The following is a 15,955-nucleotide window of genomic DNA, read 5'->3' on the forward strand; positions in this document are numbered from 1 at the left end:
CTGGCGTTGACTTTTGGCACGCTGTTGAGTTCTCAAGGAACGGACGCTTCCTTCGTACTCACCCTCTCGGGCTTTCCTCCGGGCGCTTCCCTTCGATGTTTCCGACTCTATCAGATCTTTCCGATCCGATTTCCTCGGCGCTTTCCAGGTTCCCGCTTCCGCGTTTCCCTTTCCGGCAGATCCGACTCTATCAGATCCTTTTCCGACCTGATCCCCAGTCAGCGGGGCTTGTCCTCCGGGCCGTTGGGCCCTTCCGACGAGTGAGACTTTAGCGGATTCCTTGCCCCCGAGCGAATCGGGGGCCTGCGCCCTTTCGGGCGCGGATTCCTCATTCCGCAAATACAGACGCCCATGAGACGACGGCAGCCGTGACGACTGTCGTCGAGAGAGGTTGGTACGTGCGGGATGGCTGCCCGGGGACCGACCGGAGTCGGCTCTCACTTCGGACAACCCGAAGAACTGTACGGACCGCGCGGGGGTGTGTCAACCCCCGGCCCGCCGGGCGGTGCCGACGGGCTCCGTGACCTCCGGTGAGCCGGGGCGGAGAGCGTCAGTCCTTGCTGCCGCTGGCCAGTTCGCGGCTGCGGTTGCGGGCCGCTTCCAGGGCGGCGATGAGGGCGGCGCGCACGCCGTGGTTCTCCAGCTCGCGAATGGCGTTGATGGTGGTGCCGGCCGGCGAGGTGACGTTCTCGCGCAGTTTGACCGGGTGTTCACCGCTGTCGCGCAGCATCACCGCGGCGCCGATCGCCGACTGGACGATGAGCTCGTGCGCCTTGTCACGGGGCAGGCCGAGGAGGATGCCGGCGTCGGTCATGGCCTCGACCAGGTAGAAGAAGTACGCCGGGCCCGAGCCGGAGAGGGCGGTGCAGGCGTCCTGCTGGGACTCGGGGACGCGGAGCGTCTTGCCGACCGCGCCGAAGATCTCCTCGGTGTGGGCGAGGTGTTCGGCGGAGGCGTGGCTGCCGGCGGAGATGACCGACATGGCCTCGTCGACGAGGGCGGGGGTGTTCGTCATGACGCGGACGACCGGGGTGCCGGCGGCCAGACGGTCCTCGAAGTAGGAGATCGGGATGCCGGCGGCGCCGCTGATGACCAGGCGGTCGGCGGGGACGTGCGGGGCGAGTTCGTCGAGGAGGGTGCCCATGTCCTGCGGTTTGACCGTGAGGATCAGGGTGTCGGCGGTCTTCGCGGCCTCCGCGTTGGTGACCGGGGTGACGCCGTAGCGGGTGCGGAGTTCCTCCGCTCGTTCGGGGCGGCGGGCGGTGACCAGGAGGTCGGCGGGGGCCCAGCCGGCTCGGATCATTCCGCTGAGCAGGGTCTCGCCGATCTTGCCGGTGCCGAGGACTGCGACTTTCTGCGTCATGACTGCGGTGCCCTCCGGAGGTGTGCGTCGTCCGGATTCATCCTCGCACCGGGGGCGGCGGGCGGGCCGTTTCTGTCCGGCAGGCGGACGTCGCCGGTCTGCCCTGCCTGCGCCGGTCGGTCGCCCCGCCGGTGCGGCCGGCCGAGCGGGCTCGGCCGGTTCCTCCGACGGGTGATCGGCGGCCCTCCGCCCCGCCCCTTGCCCGGCCGGTCGCCCGGCCGGACGGGTCACCGGGGCTCACGTCGTGCGGCGCCTCAGGGTCGCCGCGCCCACGGCCAGGACGAGGAGCGCGCAGCCGGCCACGATCAGCACGTCCCGTACGAACGTCGCCGTCATGTCGGTGTGGCGCAGGACCTCGTTCATGCCGTCGACCGCGTAGGACATCGGCAGGGCGTCGGACACGGCCTCCAGGGCCGGGTGCATGCGGGAGCGGGGGGTGAAGAGGCCGCAGAGGAGGATCTGGGGGAAGATCACCGCCGGCATGAACTGGACCGCCTGGAATTCCGAGGCCGCGAAGGCCGAGACGAAGAGGCCGAGGGCCGTGCCGAGCAGGGCGTCGAGCAGGGCCACCAGAAGCAGCAGCCACGGCGAGCCGGTGACGTCAAGGCCGAGGAGCCACAGCGCCAGACCGGTGGCCAGGGCCGACTGGACGATGGCCAGCAGGCCGAAGGCGAGGGCGTAGCCCGCGATGAGGTCGCCCTTGCCGAGGGGCATGGCGAGCAGGCGTTCGAGGGTGCCCGAGGTGCGTTCGCGCAGCGTGGCGATCGAGGTCACCAGAAACATCGTGATCAGGGGGAAGATGCCGAGGAGTGACGCCCCGGTGTTGTCGAAGGTGCGCGGGCTGCCGTCGAAGACGTAGCGCAGCAGGACCAGCATCAGGCAGGGCACCAGCAGCATCAGCGCGATCGTGCGCGGGTCGTGGCGCAGCTGGCGCAGGACGCGGGCCGCGGTGGCGACGGTGCGGGAGGCGTTCAGGGCGCCGGTGGGCGCCTGCGCGGGGTGCTGCGTGTGCGCCGCGGGAGTCGTCGTGCTCATCGGGCCGTCTCCTTGTCGCGGCCTGCCGCGGCCGCCTCGTCCACCAGGTGCAGGAAGGCCCCCTCGACGGTCTGCGCGCCGGTGCGGGACCGCAGCGCCTCCGGGGTGTCGTCGGCGAGGATCTCGCCCTCGCGCATCAGGAGGAGGTGGTCACAGCGCTCGGCCTCGTCCATGACGTGGGAGGAGATGAGGAGGGTGGCGCCGCGCGTCGCGGCGATGTCGTGGAAGAGGTTCCACAGGTCGCGGCGCAGGACGGGGTCGAGGCCGACCGTCGGTTCGTCGAGGACGAGCAGTTCGGGCGTGCCGAGGAGAGCGACCGCCAGGGAGACGCGGCTGCGCTGGCCGCCGGAGAGCGCGCCGGCGAGGGCGTCGGCGTGGCTGGCGAGGTCGACGTCGGCGATGGCCCGGGTGACGTCGGCCCGGCGCTGCTCGGCCGCGGCGCGGCCCGGCTGGAGGACGGCGGCGAAGTAGTCGAGGTTCTGGCGGACCGTCAGGTCGTCGTAGACGGACGGCGCCTGGGTGACGTAGCCGACGCGCGTGCGCAGCCCGGCGTGGCCGGCGGGGTGGCCGAGGACGTCCAGCGTGCCGGAGACCTTGGCCTGGGTGCCGACGATCGCGCGCAGGAGGGTCGACTTGCCGCACCCGGAGGGGCCGAGCAGGCCGGTGATCCGGCCGCGGGGGACGGTGAAGTCGAGGCCGCGCAGGACGGGGCGGGAGCCGCGGACGACGGTGAGGCCTTCGGCGCGGAGAGCGGGGGTGGCCGTCGCGGGCGGGTCGGCGGCCCTGTAATTCATCATGTGATGAATAATGCGCGCGGGGCGGGGCGCCGTCAAGGGCGTGGCGGGGTGGACGGCGGGTTCGCTGGACGGGACCGGCCCCGCCGGGGAGGGCCGGGATCCGGCGCGGACGCCACGGCGGCGGCACGGCGGTCCGGCGGCGCCCCGGAGGCCGGGGCGCCGCCGGGGTGTGACCGCGCGGGGGCGGGAGTGTGCGGCGGACGAGGTCCGGGCGGGCCCGGGTCAGGGCGTGACGGCGACGAGGAGGACCGCGTCGTAGGTCTCCTCGACGATGCCGTCGGGGAACACCTCCAGCAGGCGGTTCCGCTCCTCGGCGAGGAAGGCGGACCTGCGCTGCGCGGGGCAGAGCAGGAAGAGGGAGTGGCTGCCGATGTTGGCGAGGTGGGTGCCGACCGGCACGCGGCGGCTCCAGCGGATCTCCCGGCGGGCGAAAGTCCAGGCGGCCGGCCGGGTCGGCCAGGTCCGCGCGGGCACGCGCCGCCCGCCTCTCGGCGGCGGCGTCGACGCCGAAGAAGCGGGCGGCGCGCCGGGCGGCCTCGGCGATCCACACGACGTCGAGGGCGGCGGTGTTCCACCACAGGGCGAGCGCGCCGCCCGGCCGCGGGACGCGCAGGGCCTCCGGCACCGACCGGACGGGGTCGGTCCAGTGCCAGGCCTGCGCGTAGGTGAGCAGGTCGGCGCAGCCGTCGGCGAGGGGGAGGGCGTTGCCGCTGCCCCGCACGACGGGGACGCCGGGCAGGCCGCGGCGGAGCTGGTCCGCCATGCCCGCGCCGGGCTCGACGGCCGGCACGTCGGCACCGCGCTCGCGCAGCAGGACGGTCGCGACGCCGGTCCCCGCGCCGACGTCGGCGACGCGGGCGCCGGCGAGCGGACGGCCGGCGAGTTCCTCGACCGCGTCGAGCAGGGCGGGCGGGTAGGAGGGGCGGTTCGCGGCGTACTGGACGGCCGCGGCGTCGAAGGAGCGGGCGCGGGCGGCGTTCAGGGCGGCGGGGTCCGGGACGGGTGACGGGATGCGCTGATACGGGCCAGCGTGCTCCCGCGGACGGTTCGGGGACGGCCACGCCCGTGCCTCGTCACGGTCCCGTGCCGCACCCCGCGGTGCGCCCGGCCGGCGGTGCCGCGACGGCGGCTTCCGGCGCAGGGTCAGGGGCGGGTCAGGAGCGGCGGCGCTTCCTGGAGGGGTTGCCCGAGCGGCGGGTGGACCGGCGTTCGTACAGCTCACGCGCCTGCTCGTACTCGGCGCGGTGCAGTTTCTCCCCGGGCGCCTCGACGAGGGAGCGGACGAAGTAGGCGAGCAGGGAGCCGACGAAGCCGACGGCGAGCAGGCCGCGCAGGGACGCCTGGCGCTCGGGGTCGGGGCGACTGCCGAAACCGTCCCAGGTGTGGCGGAAGGCGAGAGCGCTGCACACCGCGAACATCACGACCACGAGCACCGACACGAACGCGCCGGAGCCTGAGGTCCCCAGCCCCTCGTACGCGAGGCGCAGCACGAGGCAGGAGGCGGCCGCCGCCGCGAGCGAGCCGACGGCGACGGCGGCGCGACGGAGCGGGTAGCCGCCGTCGTGGTGCACCCAGGTCGTGCCGAAGAAGCGCAGGGGCTCGGGCCCTGGACCCGCCGGGGCCGTGGAGCCCGCGGGGGCGGCCGGGGTGCCGTTGTCGTCGCTCACGCGTCGATTATGGCTCCGGCCCGGCCGCGGGCTCCGTGCGGGATCAGGAGCAGCGGGAGGCGACGTAGCCGTCGCTGCCCGTCTGCACGTAGGCGTCGGCGACGTACTGGCCGCTGCCGATGTTGTCCCAGATGCTGCTGGTGCCGTACGGGCCGGTGACCGACGTGCCCGGCGTCTGGCAGTAGATCGGGACGGTGCTGCCCTCGGGCAGCACGCGGACGATGCCGTAGCCGGTGCCCGGGCCGCTGCGGACGTTGAGCCGGACGCCCGGCGCGACCGAGTAGTACCGCACGGCCGCGGTGGCCGCGTAGACCTCCGCCCCGGCGGCGCCGGCCCCCTCGACGCGTCCGGCACCCGCGGTGCGTTCGACGGACATGAAGAACCTCCCCCGTTGCACCCCATGACGGTCATGGGGTCCCCTTGACCTCGGAACGCGCGCCGGAACGCCTGCGCGCGACTCGCACGGGGAGGCTAGCAAGCCGCCTCTGTCCCGTACGAGTCATCGACTAGGCTCCGTGCGTCGCGCGCGCGGACGTACAGGACGAACGGCACGGGGGTGGTCCATGGCGCCAGGGCGCAACAGCGGAGCGGGCGCGGAAGCGGAACTTCCCGAGTACGCGGGTCACTACCGCCTCGAGTCGTGCCTCGGTTCCGGCGGCATGGGCGTGGTGCACCTCGCGCGCAGCACGTCGGGGCTGCGGCTCGCGGTCAAGGTCGTGCATGCCGAGTTCGCCCGGGACCCCGAGTTCAGGGGGCGTTTCCGGCAGGAGGTCGCGGCGGCGCGGCGGGTCAGCGGTGCCTTCACCGCGCCGGTCGTGGACGCCGACCCGGATGCCGCGCGGCCCTGGATGGCCACCGTGTACATCCCGGGGCCCACGCTCTCCGACCAGGTGAAGCGGAACGGGCCCATGGCGCCGGCGCAGGTGCGCCGGCTGATGGCCGGCCTCGCGGAGGGCCTGCGCGACATCCACCGGGTGGGCGTGGTGCACCGGGACCTCAAGCCCAGCAACGTGCTGCTCGCCGAGGACGGGCCGAAGGTCATCGACTTCGGCATCTCCCGGCCCAAGGACAGCGAACTGCGCACCGAGACCGGCAAGTTGATCGGCACGCCGCCCTTCATGGCGCCCGAGCAGTTCCGCCGCCCCCGCGAGGTCGGGCCCGCGGCGGACATCTTCGCGCTCGGGTCGGTGCTGGTGCACGCCGCGACGGGGCGCGGGCCCTTCGACTCCGACAGTCCGTACATCGTCGCCTACCAGGTCGTGCACGACGAGCCGGACCTGACCGGCCTGCCGGAGAACCTGGCACCGCTGGTGCTGCGCTGCCTCGCCAAGGATCCCGGGGACCGGCCGACGCCGGACGAGTTGATGCGCGCGCTGCGGTCGGTGTCGGCCTCGTACGACACGCAGGCGTTCCTACCGGCACAGCGGACGGACGGCGACCCGGCGGACGAGGGGCCGGGGGGCGACGGCCCGGCGGGCGAGGGGCCGGGCGGGGGGAGGCCGGACGGTGACGGCCGCGCGGACCACGGGCCCGCCGACGTCGATCCCGCCGTCGATCCTGCCGACAAGGGGCGGACGTACGACGGCCGGCCGGCCGGCGACTGGTCCAACGGCGACTGGCTGGACGGAAATTGGGCCGACAGCGACCGGCCGTACGACGACTGGTCCGGCGACGGCAGGACTCACAACGGGCGGGCTCACGACGGCTGGTCCGGCGACGGGCGGGCTCACGACGACCGGACTGACGACGGCAGGCAGGCCCACGACAGCCGGGCTCACGACGACGGGAAGGCTCACGGCCACCGGACCGGCGCCGAGCAGACCGACGACGGCCGGATCGGCGGCGCTCGGGCGGCACACGGCGCGCCGGCAGCGCAGGGAGCACGGGCAGCGGGAAGCGCGCGGGCGACCGGCGGCGCGCGGGACGCGGAGAGCGCGCAGGATGTGGCGGGGGCGGCCGAAGGCGCGCGGACAGCGGAGAGCGCGACGGCAGCCGCGCCCGCGGGTGGTGACACCCCGCCGCCCGGGTCCCGCGACGGGCGGACCGGGCCGCGCCCCGGCAGGGGCCGTCGCCGGCAGGCGGCGCTGGCCGCCGGGGCGCTGGGCCTGCTCGTGAGCGGCGCGCTGGTCTCGGCGCAGCTGTTCCAGCCCGCCTCGACGCACTCCCCCGCGCACAGCGCCGCAGCCGGAGCCTCGGCCGCGTTCACCGGCTGGCGGGCCGAACCCGTGTCCCCCGGCGAGGGTGTGCCGCAGTGCTCCCACGGGGCCGGCCGGCTGATCTGCGCCCGGCCCGGCCTCGTCTACGCCCTCGATCCCGCCGACGGCGAGCTGCTGTGGCGGCACTCCGTCGCCGAGACGGTCCGCAGCACGCCGCCCGTCGTCGCGGGCGGCCTCGTGCAGCCGCTCACGGAGCACGGCCGGCGTCTGGAGGCGCTGGACCCCGCGACGGGCGAGGTCCGGTGGCACCGCACCGTGCCCGCGTACTCCGGCCTCCGGTCCGTCGGCGGCATGCTCCTGCTCACCGGCGCCGACGGCGTGGTGCGGGCACTGGACGGTGCGACGGGCGGGACCAGGTGGAGCCGAAACGTTCCGGGCCACACCGCGCCGTACTTCTCCTCGTTCGCCGGCGACCCGCTGGCGTACGCGGTCAGCACGTCGGACGACGGGTCGGTCACACGCGTGACGGCGGTGGATGCGGACACGGGCGGCGTGCGCTGGGAGGCCCGCCTGGACGGCATGCTGACGCCGGCCGGCAGCGACGGCGGCTCCCTCGTCCTCCTGGCCGGTCACCCGTCGGCCTACGGCCAGGTGGACGCGGTGGTCCGCTACTCCCCCTCGTCCCGGGCGTCCGTGCGGGTGCCCCTGGCGTTCCCGCTCGACGGCGTGCAGGCGTCCGTGCGCGGCGGCACGGTCCACCTGCTGGCCACCGGCGGCACGCTGGCTGCCGTGGACCTGGGTGAGCGGAAGGTGCGGTGGCAGCTGGAGACGTCCGTGAGCCGCGGCTCCGCGCCGGTCGCCGACGCCGGGCACGTCTACTTCACCGCCGGGGACGGGCGGTTGCTGGGCGTCGACGCCGCGACGGGACGCCTCATGGGGCAGACCCCGCCGCGTCTGGGCACCCGCACGGACGTCGTCGCGGCGTCGCTGCCGCAGCCGGTGGTCGCCGACGGCCACGTGTACGCCGGCGCCCCCGACGGCACGGTCTTCGCCGTGGACGGCCGCGACCCGTCGGCCTGGTGACACGCCGAGGGGCCGCCCCCGGGTGGGAGCGGCCCCTTACGGCTCGCGCGGGATTCAGCCCAGCTTCGAGACGTCCCGCACGGCGCCCTTGTCCGCGCTGGTCGCCATCGCCGCGTAGGCGCGCAGCGCCGCGGAGACCTTGCGGTCGCGGTCCTTCGGCGCGTACACGCCGTTCAGCGCCTGCTCCCGGCGGGTCAGCTCCGCCGCGTCGACCAGCAGCTCGATGGAGCGGTTCGGGATGTCGATGCGGATGCGGTCGCCGTCCTCGACGAGCGCGATGGTGCCGCCGGAGGCCGCCTCGGGGGAGGCGTGGCCGATGGACAGGCCGGAGGTGCCGCCGGAGAAGCGTCCGTCCGTGATCAGGGCGCAGGCCTTGCCCAGGCCGCGGCCCTTCAGGTACGAGGTCGGGTAGAGCATCTCCTGCATGCCGGGGCCGCCCTTGGGACCCTCGTAGCGGATGACGACGACGTCGCCCTCCTTGACCTGCTGGGTGAGGATCTTCTGGACGGCCTCCTCCTGGGACTCGCAGACCACCGCGGGGCCCTCGAAGGTCCAGATCGACTCGTCGACGCCGGCCGTCTTCACCACGCAGCCGTCCACGGCGAGGTTGCCCCTGAGGACCGCGAGACCGCCGTCCTTGGAGTACGCGTGCTCGGCGGAGCGGATGCAGCCGTTCTCGGCGTCGTCGTCCAGGGACGCCCAGCGCTCGGACTGGGAGAACGCCTCCGCGGACCGCACGCAGCCCGGAGCCGCGTGCCACAGTTCCACCGCCTCGGCCGACGGGGAGCCGCCGCGCACGTCCCAGGTCTTCAGCCAGTCGGCCAGCGACGGGCTGTGGACGGCGTGGACATCCTCGTTGAGCAGGCCGGCGCGGTGCAGCTCGCCGAGCAGGGCGGGGATGCCGCCGGCGCGGTGCACGTCCTCCATGTAGTACGTGCGGTCCTTGGCGACGTTCGGGGCGACCTTCGCCAGGCAGGGCACGCGGCGCGAGACCTCGTCGATCTGCTCCAGGCCGAAGGGGACGCCGGCTTCCTGGGCGGCGGCCAGCAGGTGCAGGATCGTGTTCGTCGAGCCGCCCATCGCGATGTCCAGCGCCATGGCGTTCTCGAAGGCGGCGACGGTGGCGACGGAGCGGGGCAGGACGGAGTCGTCGTCCTGCTCGTAGTGGCGGCGGGTGAGGTCCATGACCGTGCGGGCCGCGTTCTCGTACAGCGCCCTGCGGGCGGTGTGGGTGGCGAGGACCGAGCCGTTGCCGGGCAGCGACAGGCCGATCGCCTCGGTCAGGCAGTTCATCGAGTTGGCGGTGAACATGCCGGAACAGGAACCGCACGTCGGGCAGGCGTTCTCCTCGATGCGGAGGATGTCCTCGTCCGAGATCTTGTCGTTCGCGGCGTCCGCGATCGCGTCGATCAGGTCCAGCGTGCGGACCGTCCCGTCGACCAGCGTGGCCCGGCCGGCCTCCATCGGGCCGCCGGAGACGAAGACCGTCGGGATGTTCAGGCGCAGCGCCGCCATCAGCATGCCCGGGGTGATCTTGTCGCAGTTGGAGATGCAGACCAGGGCGTCGGCGCAGTGGGCCTCGACCATGTACTCGACGCTGTCCGCGATCAGGTCGCGGGAGGGCAGGGAGTAGAGCATGCCGCCGTGGCCCATCGCGATGCCGTCGTCGACGGCGATCGTGTTGAACTCGCGCGGGATGCCGCCGGCCTCCCGGACCGCCTCGCTGACGATGCGGCCGACGGGCTGCAGGTGCGTGTGTCCGGGCACGAACTCGGTGAAGGAGTTGGCGACCGCGACGATCGGCTTCCGTCCGATGTCCGCACCGGGTACCCCGGAGGCGCGCATAAGGGCGCGGGCGCCCGCCATGTTGCGGCCGTGGGTGACAGTGCGGGACCTCAGCTCGGGCATCGTCGCTCGCTCCTTCGGAAGGTTCTGCCGTGTGCGTCCGGGCAGATGCTGACGGACTTGAGCCTACGCCGGTCATCCAGTGAGCGGGACGCGGTGTCCGCGATGCGGGACAAATGTCTCAGCGCGCCACCGGCGGGGGAACGGGCCTGAGCGGCACGTCACGGTGCTGCCGGATGCCCGCGGGATGCCCTCGGTACGCGCCGCGCGGCCCCGCGACACACCGGCGCGCCGCGCGCCTCACGACGTGCCCGCGCGCCTCAGGCTCACGGCCCCGTGAGGTGCCCCTGCACCACCGGCGCCACCCGCGCGATGATCTGCTCCACGTCCGCCGACGCCAGCGGCTCGACCTTGATCACGTACCGCAGCATCGCGCAGCCCACGAGCTGCGCGGCGGCCAGTTCGGCGCGCAGCTCGGCGTCCGGGGCGTCGACCTGGGCGGCGACGCGGCGCAGCAGTTGCGAGGCGATCAGCCGGCGGAAGACGGCGGCGGCGGTCTCGTTGTCGACCGCCGAGCGGACGATCGCCAGCACGGGCGCGCGGGTGGCCGGGTTCTCCCAGATGCCGAGGACGAAGCGGGCCAGCCGCTCGCCGACGCCGTCGAGCGGGCCGTCGGCGAGCGCGCCCGGCGCCTGGAGGGCGGGGGCGAAGGCGACCTCGATCGCCGCCTCGAAGACCTGCTCCTTGGTGCCGAAGTAGTGGTGGACGAGGGCCGGGTCGACGCCGGCCGTCTTGGCGATGCCGCGCACGGACGTCTTCTCGTAGCCGCGCGCGGAGAACTCCTCGCGGGCCGCGGCGAGGATGCGGTCGCGGGTGCCGGCGGACTCGGTGCGCGGGGGCCGCCCCCGGCGCCGGGCGGTGGCGTCGCTCACCGCCCGGGCACCTTCACGGCCGAGGCCAGGTGGAGCCGGGTGAAGGCCAGTGCCTCGGCCAGGTCCGCCTCGCGCTCGGCGCTGGACATGGCACGGCGGGTGTTGACCTCGATGACGACGTGGCCGTCGAAGCCGGACGTGGCGAGACGTTCCAGCACCTCGGCGCAGGGCTGGTTGCCGCGGCCGGGCACGAGGTGCTCGTCCTTGGCCGACCCCTTGCCGTCGGCGAGGTGGACGTGGCCGAGGCGGTCGCCCATGCGCTCGACCATCTGCAGCGCGTCCGTGCGGGCCGTCGCGGCGTGGCTGAGATCGATCGTGAAGTGGCGGTAGTCGTGCTTCGTCACGTCCCAGTCGGGGGCGTAGGCCTGCATCTCGCGGTCGCGGTAGCGCCACGGGTACATGTTCTCGACGGCGAACCGGACGTCGGTCTCGTCCGCCATCCGCCAGATTCCGGAGACGAAGTCGCGGGCGTACTGCCGCTGCCAGCGGAACGGCGGGTGCACGACGACGGTGCTCGCGCCGAGCTTCTCGGCGGCCGCCCGGGCCCGCTGGAGCTTGACCCACGGGTCGGTGGACCACACCCGCTGCGTGATCAGCAGACAGGGGGCGTGAACGGCGAGGACGGGGACGCCGTGGTAGTCGCTGAGTCTGCGCAGCGCCTCGACGTCCTGGCTGACGGGGTCCGTCCACACCATGACCTCGACGCCGTCGTAGCCGAGGCGTGCGGCGGTCTCGAAGGCCGTCGCCGTCGACTCCGGATACACCGAGGCGGTCGACAGGGCGACCTTCGCATCCGGGATGCGCACCGCTGGTTCTGCCACGAGTGACAGGGTACGGGGACGCGCCGGGCCCCGGAGGCCCGCTCGCCCCCCGCGCACCGCTGGGGCACGGCATCCGGCCACCGGGTCTCACGAGGACATATGCCCTTTTCCGGCCGCCGGCCCGGGCGGGCGGGGTGTGGCGGGGTTCACGCGGTGACGCCTCCGGCGCCGGCGGAAGCGAGGGGGAGCGTTCCGCTGTGTGCCCGCCGGGTGCCGCTACGCACTCGGCAGGTGGTCGAGCCTCCTGAGGATCACGCCCTCGCGCAGGGCCCACGGGCAGATCTCCAGCGTCTCGACACCGAACAGGTCCATCGCCCCCTCGGCGACCAGCGCGCCCGCGAGGAGCTGCCCCGCCCGCTCCTGTGAGACCCCGGGCAGCTCCGCGCGCTCGGCGGCCGTCATCCCGGCGAGGCGCGACACCCAGCCCTCCAGGGACTGCCGCTTCAGCTCGCGCTGGACGTACAGGCCGTCGGCGGAGCGCGCGGCGCCGTTGATGCGCGCGAGCTGCTTGAACGTCTTCGACGTGGCGACCACGTGGTCGGGCGCCCCGAAGCGGGCGAACTCCCCGACCGTGCGGGCGATCTCCGTGCGCACGTGGCGGCGCAGGGCTCTGACGTCCTCCGGCCGGGGCGGGTCGCCGGGCAGCCAGCCGGCGGTGAGCCGGCCCGCGCCGAGCGGCAGCGACACGGCCGCGTCGGGCTCCTCGTCGATGCCGTACGCGATCTCCAGGGAGCCGCCGCCGATGTCGAGCACCAGCAGTTTGCCGGCCGACCAGCCGAACCAGCGGCGGGCGGCGAGGAACGTCAGCCGGGCCTCCTCCTCGCCGGTGAGGACCCGCAGTTCCACGCCGGTCTCCTGCCGCACGCGCGCGAGGACGTCGTCGGCGTTGCGGGCCTCGCGCACGGCGGACGTGGCGAAGGGCAGCAGGTCCTCGACGCCCTTGTCCTCGGCGGCCCGGAGCGCGTCCTTGACGACCGCGACCAGCCGTTCGACGCCGTGGCGCCCTATCGCGCCGTCCTCTAGGAGCTGGGCGAGGCGCAGCTCCACCTTGTGCGAGTGCGCGGGCAGCGGGCGGGCGCCGGGGTGCGCGTCGACCACCAGCAGGTGCACCGTGTTCGAACCCACGTCGAGGACACCGAGTCTCATGTACGGCACGTTACTGCCGGCCGCGGCGCGGGCAGCCCTCGTTGCGCGGGCCGGGACGGTCCCGGGGACGGCGCCGGGCGACATACTCTGGACGGGTGCCAAAGACGAAAAAGGCGAAGAACGACAACTCGGTGGAAACGACCTCGAAAAGGGGGACGAGGGCTGACGAGATGGCTGCGGCGGTCGGGTCTGCCCGGGGTTCTTCGCAGATGACGCCGCCCAGGAAGGCGAAGAAGAAGCCGGAGCCGGACGAGAAGGGCCTGGACTTCGCCCGCGCCTGGGTGGAGTTCCCGGACCCCGCGGACGACGAGCAGGTCTTCCGCTGCGATCTGACCTGGCTGACCTCGCGCTGGAACTGCATCTTCGGAAGCGGCTGCCAGGGCATCCAGGCGGGCCGCGCGGACGACGGCTGCTGCACGCTGGGCGCGCACTTCTCCGACGAGGACGACGAGAAGCGGGTCGCGGGGCACGTGGCCCGGCTCACCCCGGACATCTGGCAGAACCACGCCGAGGGCACGCGCAACGGCTGGGTCTCCGAGGACGACGAGGGCTCCCGTCAGACCCGCCCCTTCCAGGGCTCGTGCATCTTCCAGAACCGGCCGGGCTTCCCCGGCGGGATGGGCTGCTCGCTGCACATCCTGGCGCTGCGGGAGGGCCGCGAGCCGCTGGAGACCAAGCCGGACGTGTGCTGGCAGCTGCCGATCCGGCGGACCTACGAGTGGATCGACCGGCCGGACGACACCCGCGTGCTCCAGGTGTCGATCGGCGAGTACGACCGCCGGGGCTGGGGTCCGGGCGGGCACGACCTGCACTGGTGGTGCACCTCGGCGACCTCGGCCCACGGCGCGGGTGAACCGGTGTACGTCTCCTACCGGGCCGAGCTCACCGAGCTGATGGGCCAGGCCGGCTACGACCGCCTGGTCGAGCTGTGCGAGGAGCGCCTGGCCTCGCACCTGCCCCTCCTGGCGCCGCACCCGGCCGACCCGGTGACCTGACCGGCGGAACGGCGGTAACGGCACGGCGGTGCTGCGGCGCGGCGGCCCCGGCGGCAGGCATGGCGGCGGGGTCGGGGAGTGCGCGCGGCCGCGGCGTGGCCGGAACGCGGGGCGTCGCCGGAACGCGCAGTGCGCAGTGGGGCCGGCTCCGCTCAGGAGTCGTCCTCCTCCGTCGTCGTGCCGCCGCCCTCGGGGGGCGGTGCCGAGTCGGTCGGATCGGACGGGGCCGAGCCGGTGGGTGCCGGGGTGGGGCCGGACGTGGGCGGCTCGCTCGGCGACGGCTCGGCGGGCGACGAGGCGGTCGGCGTGGGACGCGGGCGGGACGTCGGCGGGCCCCCGGGGCGGGTCGGGGCGGCGCCGGACGGGCTGGGGGCCGTGCCGTAGCCGTCGATGGTCACCACGGCTCCGGCGGGCGCGACGGTCACACGCGCCCGCCAGTGACCGGCCGGCTCGCGCAGCGGGTCGACGTACACCTTGATCGTCACGGAGTCGCCGGGCCGCAGCGTGCCCGAGGACCGGCTGAGGTAGAGCCAGGACGCCCCGGTGGACGCGGACCAGCGGACCGGGTCGGGCCCGGACGCGGTCAGCGTGATCAGGGTCGTGTCGCCCTGGTTCCCCGCGGTCACGGTGAGGCGGCCGCCCCGGTCGCCGTCGCCGGCGGCGCTGACCACCTCGACCGAGACGTCGGGCCGGTGGCCCTTGGGGAAGCGGGCGTCGGGCCTGGCGGCGGCGTTGCCCGCGTTCTCATAGCCGCCGGCCGCCGCGCCGTCGGCGTCCTGCACCTCGTGCGTGGTGGCGGACTGGCCGCCCTGGCCCTCGCCGGTCGGAGTGCCGCGGTAGGCCGCCCACATCGCCAGCACCGGGGCGGCGACCACGGTGGCGACCACGGTGGTGGTCACGGCACGCGCGCGCAGCCGGTCCCGGCGGGCCGCGCGGTCCTTGGGGTCCATCGGGAAACCGCGCCGGTCGAAGCGGGGAGCCGCGCCCCGCACCCGGGAGTGGTCCGCCATGGCGGCACGCAGGGCCGCGCGGGGCGCCGGGACCACCGGCAGCTCGGCGGGCGTGACCGTGGCGCCGGGCCACCGGCCCGGCACCGCGCGCTCGGCGGTGCGGCGGCAGCGCGGACAGTCGTCGACGTGCCGCACGAGCTCGCGCCGCAGTGCCGCACCGAGCACGAACTGCTGGTCGCCGGTGAGCCGGGCCACGCCCGGGCAGGTGCCGGTCTCGACGACGGCCAGGGCCGCGCGGGTGCGTTCCACCTCGCAGGCCGCGGAGGCCAGCAGCTCGCGGGCGACGGTGACGTTCAGGCCGAGGACCGCGGCGACCTCGTGGGGGGCCAGGTGGTGGCGTACGGCGAGCTCGAGCGCCTCGCGCTGCTCGGGGGTGGTGCCGGCGGCCTCCGGCCAGGCGAGCAGGGACAGTTCCCGCCGCCGCTGCCGCTCGACGTCCTCGGGGACGGGCGGCGCGGCGGGCTGGGGCGAGCGCTGCCGGGCGCCGTCGGGGCGGCCCACGGCGTGCGCGCCCGGACGTTTCTGCTTGGCCTCGGCCAGCTTGCGCAGGCAGGCCCAGCGAGCCAGCGCGTACAGCCAGGCCCTGCGCTCCCCCACGGTCTCCGGCACCCGCTGCCCGCGCCGCTCGGCGAGCACCAGGGCGTCGCCGAGGGCGGCGGTCGCCGCGTCGTGGTCGCACAGCACCGACAGGCAGTAGGTGAACAGGCCGTCCAGGTACGAGTCGTGGGGCACGGGGAGACGCCGCGCCAGGGTGCGCGCCGCAGCGCGGTCGCGCGCCTCGCGGTGCGCCCGGTGGGCACCGGTCCTGCGGGTCGAGGTGTCCGGACTGCTGCTCATCACCCGTGCGACCGTAGGCGTCGGAGAAGGGCCCATTCCTCTCCCTTGAGCACATTTAATCCGTACGGGTGAAACGATCCCTCATAAGGGGACAGGAACGTTCCCCCACATGGCGGACACGGACTTCGCAGCCCGGCGCGTGCCCCGGGCGGGGCCGGGCGCGGGCGCACCTCCGGGCGCGTGGCCCAGCGAGGCCGGGCGCGGGCCGCACCTCCGGGCGCCTGCCCCGGGCGAGGCCTGGAGCGGGTGGTGCCGCCCGGCTGCCGGA

Annotated in this window: 12 protein-coding genes and 1 pseudogene; 2 read left to right on the forward strand and 11 right to left on the reverse strand. The window is 74.6% G+C overall.

Features of this window, described 5'->3' with window-relative positions; genetic code table 11:
• Positions 1 to 550 precede the first annotated feature (550 nt).
• From proC to ABZ920_RS25605, 6 genes and pseudogenes are all read right to left on the reverse strand, one after another.
• Positions 551 to 1,363 carry a pyrroline-5-carboxylate reductase gene (gene proC, locus ABZ920_RS25580; RefSeq protein WP_361509379.1) on the reverse strand — a complete coding sequence of 271 codons (813 nt, stop codon included), beginning with the start codon at positions 1,361 to 1,363 and terminating at the stop codon, positions 551 to 553.
• 237 nt (positions 1,364 to 1,600) lie between these two features.
• Positions 1,601 to 2,398, reverse strand: coding sequence for an ABC transporter permease (locus ABZ920_RS25585; RefSeq protein WP_361509382.1), 798 nt, complete (start codon positions 2,396 to 2,398; stop codon positions 1,601 to 1,603).
• Complete coding sequence (locus ABZ920_RS25590) at positions 2,395 to 3,195, reverse strand: ABC transporter ATP-binding protein (RefSeq protein ID WP_361509385.1); 801 nt, start codon at positions 3,193 to 3,195, stop codon at positions 2,395 to 2,397. The genes ABZ920_RS25585 and ABZ920_RS25590 overlap by 4 nt, the downstream gene beginning before the upstream one ends.
• Before the next feature lie 222 nt (positions 3,196 to 3,417).
• Positions 3,418 to 4,207, reverse strand: a pseudogene (locus ABZ920_RS25595) (class I SAM-dependent methyltransferase).
• A 142-nt stretch (positions 4,208 to 4,349) separates the two neighbouring features.
• The gene (locus tag ABZ920_RS25600; protein WP_361509388.1) at positions 4,350 to 4,862 is read right to left on the reverse strand and encodes an EamA/RhaT family transporter; all 513 of its coding nucleotides are present in this window, start codon (positions 4,860 to 4,862) and stop codon (positions 4,350 to 4,352) included.
• A 43-nt stretch (positions 4,863 to 4,905) separates the two neighbouring features.
• Positions 4,906 to 5,238, reverse strand: a complete 333-nt coding sequence (locus tag ABZ920_RS25605) for an SH3 domain-containing protein (protein ID WP_361509391.1) — start codon at positions 5,236 to 5,238, stop codon at positions 4,906 to 4,908.
• 187 nt (positions 5,239 to 5,425) lie between these two features.
• On the opposite strand from ABZ920_RS25605, the gene ABZ920_RS25610 reads away from it, so the two are divergent.
• Complete coding sequence (locus ABZ920_RS25610) at positions 5,426 to 8,101, forward strand: serine/threonine-protein kinase (RefSeq protein ID WP_361509394.1); 2,676 nt, start codon at positions 5,426 to 5,428, stop codon at positions 8,099 to 8,101.
• A 54-nt stretch (positions 8,102 to 8,155) separates the two neighbouring features.
• Here the strand turns inward: ABZ920_RS25610 and ilvD are convergent, their stop codons facing one another.
• The 4 genes from ilvD to ABZ920_RS25630 all read right to left on the reverse strand — a co-directional run bounded on the left by ilvD (position 8,156) and on the right by ABZ920_RS25630 (position 12,845).
• A complete protein-coding gene (gene ilvD, locus ABZ920_RS25615) occupies positions 8,156 to 10,009 on the reverse strand; it encodes a dihydroxy-acid dehydratase (RefSeq protein ID WP_361509397.1) in 1,854 nt (617 codons plus the stop codon).
• A 263-nt stretch (positions 10,010 to 10,272) separates the two neighbouring features.
• The gene (locus ABZ920_RS25620; RefSeq protein ID WP_361509400.1) at positions 10,273 to 10,878 is read right to left on the reverse strand and encodes a TetR family transcriptional regulator; all 606 of its coding nucleotides are present in this window, start codon (positions 10,876 to 10,878) and stop codon (positions 10,273 to 10,275) included.
• Complete coding sequence (locus tag ABZ920_RS25625; protein WP_361509403.1) at positions 10,875 to 11,699, reverse strand: sugar phosphate isomerase/epimerase; 825 nt, start codon at positions 11,697 to 11,699, stop codon at positions 10,875 to 10,877. Before ABZ920_RS25625 ends, ABZ920_RS25620 begins: the two co-directional genes overlap by 4 nt.
• Before the next feature lie 216 nt (positions 11,700 to 11,915).
• Positions 11,916 to 12,845 carry a Ppx/GppA phosphatase family protein gene (locus ABZ920_RS25630; protein WP_361509406.1) on the reverse strand — a complete coding sequence of 310 codons (930 nt, stop codon included), beginning with the start codon at positions 12,843 to 12,845 and terminating at the stop codon, positions 11,916 to 11,918.
• Between the two features lie 209 nt (positions 12,846 to 13,054).
• Here ABZ920_RS25630 and ABZ920_RS25635 point away from each other — a divergent pair, with 209 nt between their 5' ends.
• Entirely contained in the window at positions 13,055 to 13,840 is a 786-nt protein-coding gene (locus ABZ920_RS25635; RefSeq protein WP_361509409.1) for a hypothetical protein, read from the forward strand.
• A gap of 152 nt (positions 13,841 to 13,992) precedes the next feature.
• On the opposite strand, the gene ABZ920_RS25640 is transcribed toward ABZ920_RS25635, so the two are convergent.
• Complete coding sequence (locus tag ABZ920_RS25640) at positions 13,993 to 15,687, reverse strand: hypothetical protein (RefSeq protein ID WP_361509412.1); 1,695 nt, start codon at positions 15,685 to 15,687, stop codon at positions 13,993 to 13,995.
• Positions 15,688 to 15,955 lie beyond the last annotated feature (268 nt).

Source organism: Streptomyces sp. NPDC046831, assembly GCF_040645305.1.
Taxonomy (GTDB): Bacteria; Actinomycetota; Actinomycetes; order Streptomycetales; family Streptomycetaceae; genus Streptomyces.